At 64.2% G+C, this 11,627-nt stretch carries 10 protein-coding genes; 1 reads left to right on the top strand and 9 read right to left on the bottom strand.

What is annotated here, in order from left to right:
* Positions 1 to 69: 69 nt before the first annotated feature.
* The 3 genes from BI347_RS17285 to cysM form a co-directional block, all read right to left on the bottom strand.
* Positions 70 to 834, bottom strand: coding sequence for a substrate-binding periplasmic protein (locus BI347_RS17285; protein WP_083339011.1), 765 nt, complete (start codon positions 832 to 834; stop codon positions 70 to 72).
* Positions 835 to 883: 49 nt separating this feature from the next.
* The gene (gene yfcF, locus BI347_RS17280; RefSeq protein WP_083339010.1) at positions 884 to 1,495 is read right to left on the bottom strand and encodes a glutathione transferase; all 612 of its coding nucleotides are present in this window, start codon (positions 1,493 to 1,495) and stop codon (positions 884 to 886) included.
* A gap of 81 nt (positions 1,496 to 1,576) precedes the next feature.
* Positions 1,577 to 2,467: a cysteine synthase CysM gene (gene cysM, locus BI347_RS17275; RefSeq protein ID WP_071112138.1), complete on the bottom strand. Its 891-nt coding sequence runs from the start codon at positions 2,465 to 2,467 to the stop codon at positions 1,577 to 1,579.
* A gap of 352 nt (positions 2,468 to 2,819) precedes the next feature.
* On the opposite strand from cysM, the gene BI347_RS17265 reads away from it, so the two are divergent.
* Positions 2,820 to 3,955, top strand: a protein-coding gene (locus tag BI347_RS17265) for an IS3 family transposase (RefSeq protein ID WP_204378093.1) whose coding sequence is annotated in 2 segments (ribosomal slippage) — positions 2,820 to 3,072 and positions 3,072 to 3,955 — 1,137 coding nt in all. Because the reading frame shifts where the segments join, the coding sequence is not laid out codon by codon here.
* A gap of 68 nt (positions 3,956 to 4,023) precedes the next feature.
* Here the strand turns inward: BI347_RS17265 and BI347_RS17260 are convergent.
* The 6 genes from BI347_RS17260 to BI347_RS17235 form a co-directional block, all read right to left on the bottom strand.
* Positions 4,024 to 4,212 carry a hypothetical protein gene (locus BI347_RS17260; protein ID WP_139166902.1) on the bottom strand — a complete coding sequence of 63 codons (189 nt, stop codon included), beginning with the start codon at positions 4,210 to 4,212 and terminating at the stop codon, positions 4,024 to 4,026.
* 186 nt (positions 4,213 to 4,398) lie between these two features.
* The gene (locus BI347_RS17255; RefSeq protein WP_239690941.1) at positions 4,399 to 7,221 is read right to left on the bottom strand and encodes an FAD-binding and (Fe-S)-binding domain-containing protein; all 2,823 of its coding nucleotides are present in this window, start codon (positions 7,219 to 7,221) and stop codon (positions 4,399 to 4,401) included.
* A complete protein-coding gene (locus tag BI347_RS17250) occupies positions 7,218 to 8,675 on the bottom strand; it encodes a LutB/LldF family L-lactate oxidation iron-sulfur protein (RefSeq protein ID WP_071116567.1) in 1,458 nt (485 codons plus the stop codon). Before BI347_RS17250 ends, BI347_RS17255 begins: the two co-directional genes overlap by 4 nt.
* Positions 8,672 to 9,370: a LutC/YkgG family protein gene (locus BI347_RS17245; RefSeq protein WP_071112142.1), complete on the bottom strand. Its 699-nt coding sequence runs from the start codon at positions 9,368 to 9,370 to the stop codon at positions 8,672 to 8,674. Before BI347_RS17245 ends, BI347_RS17250 begins: the two co-directional genes overlap by 4 nt.
* Positions 9,367 to 10,110 (bottom strand): (Fe-S)-binding protein, encoded by a 744-nt coding sequence (locus BI347_RS17240; RefSeq protein ID WP_071112143.1) that lies wholly within the window; start codon positions 10,108 to 10,110, stop codon positions 9,367 to 9,369. The genes BI347_RS17245 and BI347_RS17240 overlap by 4 nt, the downstream gene beginning before the upstream one ends.
* 119 nt (positions 10,111 to 10,229) lie before the next feature.
* Positions 10,230 to 11,365, bottom strand: a protein-coding gene (locus BI347_RS17235; protein WP_204378093.1) for an IS3 family transposase whose coding sequence is annotated in 2 segments (ribosomal slippage) — positions 10,230 to 11,113 and positions 11,113 to 11,365 — 1,137 coding nt in all. Because the reading frame shifts where the segments join, the coding sequence is not laid out codon by codon here.
* Between the last annotated feature and the right edge of the window lie 262 nt (positions 11,366 to 11,627).

The following is an 11,627-nucleotide window of genomic DNA, read 5'->3' as shown; positions in this document are numbered from 1 at the left end:
ACTGGTTGACGCCGCCGCGGCGGCCGGGAATCCCTGCATGATAACCGCTTTGCCCCATTCTTGCCCCACTCAGCGGCAAGGCGCCAGCCGGATGCCGGACGGCGCGGCCAGCCGCTGCAGGCTGCCGTCGCGGCACATGTCGTCCAGCGCGCGGTTGAATTCGGCCAGCATGCCCGGCCGCACCCGACTGCGGGTGAAGCCGTACAAATAGGTGAGCGGGCGCACCTCGGCCAGCTGGCGGATATTGGACAGGCCGTCGCGGCGCATCCAGTAGCGCGCCACATCGTCGTTGGAGAAGGCCACCGCCTCTTTGCCGTAGCGGCCGGCCGCCAGCTTGCGCAGCACGGTTTCCGGGTCCAGCTCCACCGCGACGCTGACGCCGGGCACGCCCTTGACCAGCCGCTCGCAATTGTCCTGCGACAGAGACGGGCCGTACACCGCCATATTGCGGCCGGTCAAATCGGCCGGCCGCCGATAGCGCAAGGCCGCGCCGCCCTGCACATACAGGCCGTAGCTGCTGGACAGCACCGGCCGCGACAGCTCCATCACCGCGCGCCGCTCCGGGGCGTCCTGCACCAGCACCAGGCCGTCGGCCCCGCCCTGGTTGATGGTGAGCAATGCCCGCTTCCAGACCATGATCTGCACATCGCAGCGCCAGGACAGCCGGCGGCAGGCTTCTTGCAGGATGACCACCAGCGCGCCGTCCGGCTTGCCGGCCGCGCTCTGGGAAATGAAGGGCGGGAACAGCTGGGTGACGAAAGACAGTTCGCGCGGCGCTGCCTCGGCCCGCAGACAGGCGCAGGCCAGCAAGCAACCCAACCACGCTGTTCGCATCTTCCCTCCCCGGCCTGTTTTCAATCAGTATAGGACTGACAGAGAACAATTATCCCGGCTGGCGCGCCCTCCAGGCCGCCAGCGACGGCCGCTGCCACTGCCGCTCGGCATAGACGGCCAGCCGCGGCGGCAGCTCCGCCGCCGTCAGCCGCTTCAACAGCAATGCCAACTCGGCGTCGACGACGCTCCAGGCGCCGAACAGGTCGCCGCCGTCGGCAGGCGCCACTTCCTCGGCCAGGGCAATCAGCTTGTGCGCCGCCGCGCGCGCCGCGTCGCCCAGCGGCAAGGCCGGCTGCAAACCGTACACAACCTCGGTGCTGCGCTCGTCGCGCAAAAACAGGAGGTCGCTGCGCAGCCAGGCCTGCAACTGGCGGGCGCGGGCGCGCTGCCGCAAATCGCACGGCAACACCCGGACCGTGTCCGGGTAGGCTTCTTCAAGGTATTCGATGATGGCGGAGGACTCGCTGAGGCAGAAATCGCCGTGCCGCAGCATGGGAACGCGGGAAGTCAGCGATTGCCGGCGATAGGCGGGCTCGAACTGCTCGCCGCCGCCCAGGTCGCGGACGCATACGTCAAAGGGCAGCCCCTTCTCGGTCAGCGCCACAAAAGCCGCCATCGCGTAGGGGCTGAGAAAATCTTGATCGACGTGGAGTTGCAGCATGTCATTGTCTCGTCTGAACCGAAGCATGACATGCTAATCGCAGACTTGGCCTCAGCCAAGCCCGCGACCCTCAATAGTTTGTCAAACGGCGTCGAACAATCCGGTAGATAGGTAGCGGTCACCGCGGTCGCACACCACCGACACGATCACCGCGTCCTTCAGTTGGGCATCCAGGCGCAAAGCCACCGCCAGCGCGCCGCCGGACGATGGCCCGGCCAGGATGCCTTCGCGCCGCGCCAACAGCCGCGCGGTGTCCTCCGCCTCCTGCTGGCCGACATATTGAATTTCGTCCACCCGTGAGAAATCGCAGATGCTGGGCACGTATGGATCTTCCCATTTGCGGATGCCGGCGATCTGGCTGCCCGGCTCCGGATGCACGCCTATGATGCGGATATCCGGATTCCTCTCCTTCAGGAAGCGGCTGCTGCCCATGATGGTGCCGGTAGTGCCCATGCTGGAGACGAAATGGGTGATCCGGCCCTGAGTGTCGGCCCAGATTTCCGGCCCGGTGGTTTCGTAGTGCGCCAGCGGGTTGTCTGGATTGGAGAACTGGTCCAGAATGCGGCCTTCGCCCGCCGCCTCCATGCTGCGCGCCAGGTCTATCGCCGCTGGCATCGAACCGGCGGCCGGCGTGAGAAGTACCTCCGCGCCGTAGGCGCGCATCGCCTGCACCCGCTCGGCGCTGGAGTTTTCCGGCATGATCAGGATCATCCGGTAGCCCATCATCGCCGCGGCCATCGCCAGCGCGATGCCGGTGTTGCCGCTGGTGGGCTCGATCAGCGTATCGCCGGGCCGGATGTCGCCGCGTTGTTCGGCGCGCCGTATCATCGACAGCGCCGGCCGGTCCTTGACCGAACCGGCGGGATTGTTGCCTTCCAGCTTCAGCAGAATCACATTGCCATTGTCGCCCGGCAGGCGCTTGAGCTTGACCAGCGGCGTGCCGCCGACGAAATCTTCCAGATGCTTGTACACAGAGGTTCTCCCAGAACTGGCCCCATTATATCTATTGGCTATCAGTAGAGACGAAATCGTTATTTCTAATCTAATAACCGTCGGTAACAGGACCATCCTGCGCGCCGTCGGCGGAATGAACCTAGCAACTTTTGCAAACGGCCTGCGGCAGGGAGGTGCGGCGATCGGGAACCGACTGGGGCGATGCGGGGGAAACTCACGGGGAAGATTGAAACACTGCTATGCCGCCGAAAACGCATGGCCACACAACCGGCCAGTGAACGATCAGGCTCAATCAAGCGCGGAATGGGGATGGACTGCCCCGGCTCCTGTAGGCATTCCTGCCTTATGATTTGAGCATAGGAGGATGTCCATGAGCACACCGCGTTTCACCCCAGAATTCAAAGAGGAAGCCGTCAAACAAGTCACCGAGCGTGGCTACTCCGTAGCCGAAGTTTCTGCTCGGCTTGGGGGTTCCAGCCACAGCCTGTACAAATGGGTGAAAGCAGTCAGTCCGGATAACTCGGAGAAACAGGCTGCCGAGCTGATCGAGGCCAAGAGCGAAATCCTTCGCCTGAAGGCGCAACTGCGGCGCACAGAAGAAGAGCGAGATATTCTAAAAAAAGCCGCGCGGTACTTTGCCAGGGAGTCCGAGTGAAGTACCGCTTCATGAACGAGCATCGTCATGCCTGGCCACTGACGACCATGTGTCGTTTGTTGCAAGTTGCCCGCGCCGGCTTCTATCAATGGCTACATCGCCCCGAGTCCGACCACGCCAAGGAAGATGCTAGATTACTGGCTCTGATTCGTGACTCGTGGCGGGCCAGTGGTGGGGTATATGGATCTCGCCGCGTTCTGGGTGACCTGCGCGAAATCGGCGAGCAGTGTGGCAAGCATCGTGTCGCCAGAATCATGCGGCAACACAGAATCAAGGCTCAGCGCGGCTATAAAGCCCCACGGCCCATTGCAGGGCGCCCCTCTTTGTTGGCCCCCAACCATCTGAACCGTGAATTCACGACATCACAGCCTGACCAAGCTTGGGTAACGGACATTACCTACATCCGCACCTGGCAGGGCTGGCTTTATCTAGCGGTGGTGATCGACTTGTTCTCACGCAAGGTGGTGGGCTGGTCGATGAAACCGACATTGAACCGCGAATTGGCGCTGGACGCCCTGCTGATGGCGCTGTGGCGGCGCAAGCCGACTGGTCGCGTGCTGGTTCATTCGGACCAAGGGTCGCAATATGGCAGTGATGACTGGCACCGTTTCTGCGTCTCCCACGACCTTGAACCCAGCATGAGCCGACGTGGCAATTGCTGGGATAACGCCGTAGCTGAGTCCTTCTTCAGCAGTCTGAAGAAGGAGCGTATCCGCAAACGGATTTACAAAACCCGCGACTTGGCCAAGTCAGATGTATTCGATTACATCGAAGTTTTTTACAATCGAACCCGCCGCCATAGTTACCTGGGCGGCATCAGCCCCGAGGCTTTTGAAAGGGCTTCGGCGTGAGGCAGAAATTTGTCTACGGTACCCGGGACAGTCCAGGAGACGGCGCCGATAGTTTGGCGCCATGGGGTTCACTGGGTGTAGGTGTCCAAAAAGGCGCGGACTCTTTCCTCCGCCTTTTCACGCGCAAGATGATAACGCTGCTGCACCAGGCTGATCAGCTTTTGAAGCTCATCTTCAGTTTCCATTGCCTCATCGGACGGCAGTATCTCGTTGCGGGAAGGCGTGGCTTGATTCCGTACTGGGGTGTTGTCCATCATCATGGCTCCGTATGTTCGGCCGGCTAACATGGCTAGTCGCCACGTGGACAAAGAGTACAAAGACCGATTCGCGACGTATGTGCGCCACCCCACGCATGCGCAGATAGCGTCGATCCGCCATCGGAAGATCGGCAACCGGCCACCCGACAAAAGAGAATCGCCGCCTAAAAATCATCGCGGCTTTGCTCAGGCCCCTCCAGGCGGCGCGCTGCAAAAATCCAGCAAAGCCTCGATGCTCTGGTACTCAAAGCCCGCGTGTTCGGTCAGGCCGATCTGGCAAGTTCGGCTCATCGACACGCCGTGCCGGCAAGCTTCGGGCAAAACCGGCTTCAGCCGCCGCAAGCTATGGGCGTTCAGCTCCGGCACGGTGAAGCCCTTGTCGCCGGCAAAGCCGCAACAAGCGATATCGGGCACCGTCAACCGCTCGCAACAGCGCTCGGCCAACTGCGTGAGCGCGCCGGCCACTCCCATGCTGGAAGCGCTGCACGGAATATGCAGCGCCAGTTGATCGCGCCGGCGATGGAACCGCAGCCTGGGAAGCACCCGTTCAACCAGAAAGCTGGCGGCGTCGAACAAGTTGAGCCTGGCATCCAGCAAGCCGTCCGCCTGAGCCTGTTTCATCCTCGCCGCGCACGGGCCGTTGTCCAGATACACCGGATGCAAGCCATCCCGGCTGGCCAGCAGCAGCGCCCGGTTCAACGCGCGCTCGGCATCGCCCTGCGCCGCCGCAGCATTGGCCGAGGCGAATGGCTGGCCGCAGCATAGGCCATTGTGGCCGGGTGGATAAACGGGATGGAAGCCGGCGCGGCGCAACAGGCTGACCGCGTGCCCCGCCACGGAGCGCCCGCCGGCGCCCTCCGCCAGCACGCGGTTGACGCAGCTGACAAACAGCACCACCGGCTCGCCCCCGCCGGTCAGTTGCGGCAACGGCGCGGCGGCGCGCGGCAAGCTGGCCGGAATCAAGGGAATGATCTTGCGCCTGCTGCGCAGCCGTTGGCTGACGGCGTGCAGGCGCTCGGGGCCGAACCAGTGCGCCAGGCGCAGGCCGCCGCGCGCCGCCGCCGTCATCAGGCCCATGCGGCGGGCGGCGAACATCGCCGCTCCGGGCCGGGACGACGCGCCTTGCAGCCGCTTCATCAGCGCGCCGGCATTGATGCCCACCGGACAGCGGGCGGCGCACATGCCGGTGGCCGCGCAAGTGTCGATCGCGCGGTAGCGGTAGTCTGCCCGCAGCGCCGCCAGTTCATCCGCCGCGCCGCCTTCGCGCTGCAATTGCCGGATGCGCCGCCAGGCGACGATGCGCTGGCGCGGACTAAGGGTAAAGCCGTGCGAAGGACAGGCCGGCTCGCAGAAGCCGCATTCGGTGCAGCGGTCCACCAGCGGGTCCGCCGCCGGCATCGGCTTGAGGTTTTCCAGATGCAGCCTGGCGTTGTCGGTGATGATCACCCCGGGATTGAGCAGGCCCTCCGGGTCGAACAAGGCCTTGATGCGGCGCATGATGTTCCAGGCGGCGTCGCCCCACTCCTGGCGCACAAACGGCGCCACATTGCGGCCGGTGCCGTGCTCGGCCTTCAGCGAGCCGTCGTACTCGCCGGCAACCAGGTCGCTGACGTCCTGCATCAAGGCCTCGTAGCGCGCCACTTCGGCCGGGCTGTCGAAGCCGGGCGCGAACACAAAGTGCAGATTGCCGTCCAGCGCGTGGCCGAACAGCAGCGCCTCGTCGTAGCCATGCTTGTCGAACAGCCCGGTCAGCCGCGCCACGCCGTCGGCCAGATGCTCAATCGGAAACGCCACATCCTCGATCACCACCGTAGTGCCCACCGGCCGCGCCGCCCCCACCGCCGGAAACAGGCCCTTGCGCAGCGCCCAGTAGCTTTCGCACTGGCGCGCGTCGCCGCTGAAGCCGCTGGACGCCTGCGGCGCATAATCGGCGAGCAGCTGATCTATCGCTGCGCGATGCCCGGCCAGCTCGGCCGCGCCGCCGGCGCGCAGCTCGATCAGCAGGCAGCTGCTGCCCGGCCCCACCGTATGATAGAGAAAGTCCGGCAAACCGCTGTTGTTCTGCACCGCGCGTATGCTGCGGCTGTCTATCAGCTCCACCGCCGACACGCCGCAGCGCTGCCGCGCCGCGCTCAGCGCCGACACCGCGCGGCAGCAGCGCGCCAGATCGTCGAACAACACCAGCGCGGAAGCCTTGTGCGGATGCTCGACTATGGTGCGGAAGGTGATCTCGCTGATGAAGCCCAGCGTGCCTTCCGACCCGATCAGCAAGTGGCTGAGCATCTCCACCGGATCGGCAAAATCCAGCAAGGCGTTGATGCCGTAGCCGGTGGTGTTCTTCAGCCGGTACTTGCGGCGCACCCGCTCCGCCAGCGCCTCATCGTCGGCCAGCTCGCGCGACAATTGGGCCAATCCGTCCAGCAGGCCGGCATGGGAGGCGCGGAACGCCGCCACGCTGGCCGCATCGGCAGTGTCCAGCACCGCGCCATCCAGCAGCAGCGCGCGGATGGCGAGCATGGTGTGGTAGCTGTTGTCGCGGGTGCCGCAGCACATGCCGCTGGAGTTGTTGGCGGCGATGCCGCCTATCTTGGCGGTGTTGATCGACGCCGGATCGGGACCTATCTTGCGGCCGTACGGCGCCAGCATCGCGTTGGCGTGGGCCCCTATCATGCCGGGCGACAGCCGGATGCGCGCGCCGCCGTCCAGCACCTGGCCGCGGTTGAAACCGTCGCCCAGCAGCGCCAGCACCGAGTCCGACACCGCCTGGCCGGACAGGCTGGTGCCGGCGGCGCGGAAGGTGACCGCCACCCGGTGCTCGCGCGCCAGCCGCAGGATGTGGCCGACTTCGGCCTCGTTTTCCACTTTCGCCACGATCTGCGGCCGCAGCCGGTAAAAGCTGGCATCGGTGCCGTAGGCCAGCGTGGACAGCGGATCGGTATGGATGCGCGCCGCCGGCAGATGGGCCAGCAGGTCCTGGTGAAAAGCGCGGTGGGCGGGACTCATGCTCATGACAGCTCCCGGCGGGCGGCTTCGCGCTCGCGCACCCGTTCGTGCAGGGTTTTGGCCGCTGGCGTCAGCGGAACATGATTCTGGGTCCAACCCAATTGGTTTGGCGGCGTGAGCCTGCGCAGCCGCGTCGCCGCCCAGCCGAACATCCGGTACAGATTGGGCGAAGCGTGCAGCAGCCGCCAGCCCTTCCAGGCCAGGCTCTCCGCCACGCTGTGCGCCGCGCCCTGGCCGCGCAGCGGATGGACGACGCGCTGGTCCGCCGGACGCTGGCTTTCCTCGCGCAGCCGCATCAGCATTTCCGGGATCGGTATCCGCACCGGACACACCTCGCCGCAGGCGCCGCACAGACTTGAGGCGGTCGGCAGGTCGCGGGTGTCTTCCAGTCCCATCAGGTGCGGCGAGATGATCTCGCCTATCGGCCCCGGATAGGTGGTGCCGTAGGCATGGCCGCCGATGCGGGTATAGACCGGACAGTGGTTCATGCAGGCGCCGCAGCGTATGCACTGCAGCGTCTTGCGCAGCTGCTCGTCGGCATAGGCCTGGCTGCGGCCATTGTCCAGCAACACCAAGTGCACCTCGCGCGGGCCGTCCTTCTCGTCCGCCTTGCGCGGGCCGCTGATCATATTGAAATAGGTGGTGATCGGCTGGCCAATGGCGGAACGGGTCAGCAGGCTGTACAGCGGCACCACGTCCTCCAGCTTCTCAACCACTTTCTCGATGCCGGTGAGCGCGATGTGCAGGTCAGGCACCGTGGTGCACATGCGGCCGTTGCCCTCGTTTTCCACCAGGCACAGCGTGCCGGTTTCCGCCACCGCGAAATTGACGCCGGACAGGCCGACGTCGGCATCCAGATACTTCTGCCGCAGCACGCGGCGGCCGATCTGGATCAGCGCGTCCACATCCTCGGTATATGGCGTGTCCGGCAATCGCTGATGGAATAGCTTGGCGATATCGGCCTTGGTCTTGTGGATGGCCGGCATGATGATGTGGGTGGGCTTTTCGCCGGCCAGCTGCACGATATACTCGCCCATATCGCTTTCCACCGCCTCCACCCCCCGCCCGGCCAGATAATGGTTCAGTTCTATCTCCTCGCTGACCATGGACTTGCCCTTCACCATCAGCCTGCCCTGCCGCGCCGCCACCAGCGCGTGGATGATCCGCGCGGCCTCGTCGGCGGTCGCCGCCCAATGCACCGCCACGCCGTTGGCGATGAGTTTTTCCTCCAACTGCTCCAGCAAATCGGGCAGCCTCGACAGGCAACGCTGGCGGATGGCCTCGCCCAGCCGACGCAGGGCATCCAGCTCGGCAGGGTCGGGAAAAGCGTCCAGCCGCTTGGCCATCAGGAAGTCCATCGCGCCGCGCAGGCTGGTGCGCAGCTTGTCGTCGGCCAACGCGCTTCTGGCGTTGTCCTTGAATTGGCGCGACGAATGGACGGTGATCGGATGCTCGCTCATGGCTGTCCTCCTGCCAGGTCGGCCGGGGCCACATGCGCCGGCAGCAGCGCCAGCACCAGCAGCTCGCGCGGGCCGTGCGCGCCGTAGGCCAGCGTTTGCTGGATGTCGGCCGTCTTGGACGGGCCGGAGATCAGCAAGGCGTTGGTGGGCATGCCATCCTGCCAGCGCTGGCTGCTCAGCGCGGAGTAGAAGTCGGGATATAGCGTGGAGGTGTCGAACAAGGCGATGTGCAGCGGCGGCACCAGGCTCATGGTGCGCGGCTCCCGCTCGTCCGGCCACAGCACCAAGGTGCCGGTGGCGGCGATGCCGCAACGAACGCCGGTGAAAGCCGCCGCGATGTCGAACAGCTCCGCTTTCCAGCCATCCACCGCCTGCTCGAACCAGCGCAGCGCCGGCGCAGCGGCCATGCCGTGCAACGCGGCGGCGGCCGCCCGGCCGTGCGGCGTGTCGGATAACAGCAACGAAGCCTGCGGATGCGCCGCCAGCCAGGACGCCAGCTGCCGCGGCCAATCATCGGCCCGCGCCCACAGGATTTCCGTCTTCACCGCACGCATCATCGCGGCCCAGTGGCGCAGCGCGGCCAGTTCATCCTGTTGATTGCGAAAACGCTGAAAATGGGCGGCGAGGTCGGGCCGCGGCAGCGGCTGGCTGGGCGCGGCCCGCAGCTTGGCAAGGATGCAGCCGCGCGCGCTCATGGCTTGCCCCCGGTACGCTCCAAAAGGAAGCTGGCCAGATGCCGGCCCTGAAAGACGCTGCCGCATTGCGCCAGCTTGCCGTTGATGTTGAGCAGGCAGCCGCCGTCGGCGGTGACGAACTCCACCGCGTCGCTGCCCACCAGCGCCCGCGCCTTGTCCTCCACCATCGCACCGGCGATGTCCGGGTGCTTGATGGAAAAAGTGCCGCCGAAGCCACAGCATTCCGACTCATGGTCATGCGCCACCCGTTCGACATTGGCCAGCCGGTCCAGCAATCCCCAACTGGACAGATGCACATTCATCTCGCGCCGCGCCGAACAGGAAGTGTGCACCGCCACCTTCACCGGCTCGCCCAAGTCCTGGGGCCGCCAGTTCAGGCGGTTAAGCAGGAAATCGGTGAGCTCCACCACCCGCCCCGCTATCGCACAGGCCTGCGCCTCGTCCGGCTGGCCTGAAAACAGGCGCGGCCAGTGGTGCTTGATCATGCCGCCGCAGGAACCGGACGGCACCACGATGGGCCAGTCTTCCGGGAAGCACGCCAGCTGCGCGCGCGCCACCGCCAGCGCCTCGCCAGGATGGCCGCTGGTATAGGCCGGCTGGCCGCAACAGCTTTGCTGCTGGGGAAAATGCACGCGCATGCCCAACCGCTCCAGCAGGACGATGGCGTCCAGGCCAGCCTCCGGCAGAAACAGGTCGAGCAGGCAGGTGCCGAACAGGTAGACATCGGCCGGCTGGCTCATGGCGTCCTTTGTAAATTGGTATGACCAATTATCTTTATCCAAATCACTGTAGAGCGATTGCCCGGCTTCGTCAATATGACAATGTGGACTGTCCCGGGTACCGTAGACAAATTTCTGCCTCACGCCGAAGCCCTTTCAAAAGCCTCGGGGCTGATGCCGCCCAGGTAACTATGGCGGCGGGTTCGATTGTAAAAAACTTCGATGTAATCGAATACATCTGACTTGGCCAAGTCGCGGGTTTTGTAAATCCGTTTGCGGATACGCTCCTTCTTCAGACTGCTGAAGAAGGACTCAGCTACGGCGTTATCCCAGCAATTGCCACGTCGGCTCATGCTGGGTTCAAGGTCGTGGGAGACGCAGAAACGGTGCCAGTCATCACTGCCATATTGCGACCCTTGGTCCGAATGAACCAGCACGCGACCAGTCGGCTTGCGCCGCCACAGCGCCATCAGCAGGGCGTCCAGCGCCAATTCGCGGTTCAATGTCGGTTTCATCGACCAGCCCACCACCTTGCGTGAGAACAAGTCGATCACCACCGCTAGATAAAGCCAGCCCTGCCAGGTGCGGATGTAGGTAATGTCCGTTACCCAAGCTTGGTCAGGCTGTGATGTCGTGAATTCACGGTTCAGATGGTTGGGGGCCAACAAAGAGGGGCGCCCTGCAATGGGCCGTGGGGCTTTATAGCCGCGCTGAGCCTTGATTCTGTGTTGCCGCATGATTCTGGCGACACGATGCTTGCCACACTGCTCGCCGATTTCGCGCAGGTCACCCAGAACGCGGCGAGATCCATATACCCCACCACTGGCCCGCCACGAGTCACGAATCAGAGCCAGTAATCTAGCATCTTCCTTGGCGTGGTCGGACTCGGGGCGATGTAGCCATTGATAGAAGCCGGCGCGGGCAACTTGCAACAAACGACACATGGTCGTCAGTGGCCAGGCATGACGATGCTCGTTCATGAAGCGGTACTTCACTCGGACTCCCTGGCAAAGTACCGCGCGGCTTTTTTTAGAATATCTCGCTCTTCTTCTGTGCGCCGCAGTTGCGCCTTCAGGCGAAGGATTTCGCTCTTGGCCTCGATCAGCTCGGCAGCCTGTTTCTCCGAGTTATCCGGACTGACTGCTTTCACCCATTTGTACAGGCTGTGGCTGGAACCCCCAAGCCGAGCAGAAACTTCGGCTACGGAGTAGCCACGCTCGGTGACTTGTTTGACGGCTTCCTCTTTGAATTCTGGGGTGAAACGCGGTGTGCTCATGGACATCCTCCTATGCTCAAATCATAAGGCAGGAATGCCTACAGGAGCCGGGGCAGTCCAATGCGACGCTGCCGCATAGACGCGTCAGATCAGGCTCATCCATGCCGACCTCCAGAGAAAAATCTTGTTGGATCACCCGCCCGCGCGGATGCATGGCCTCATGCCCGGCATGCAAAAGTCATTTTCGACAGCGGCGAATAATAAGGGGAACGCCCGTCGCGCCGGCGCCTCCCCCGCAAGGCGCGACACGCCTACCGGCTGT

Source organism: Chromobacterium sphagni (genome assembly GCF_001855575.1).
In the GTDB taxonomy this organism is placed as follows: Bacteria; Pseudomonadota; Gammaproteobacteria; order Burkholderiales; family Chromobacteriaceae; genus Chromobacterium; species Chromobacterium sphagni.
This window is presented reverse-complemented; position numbering and strand designations above follow the sequence as displayed.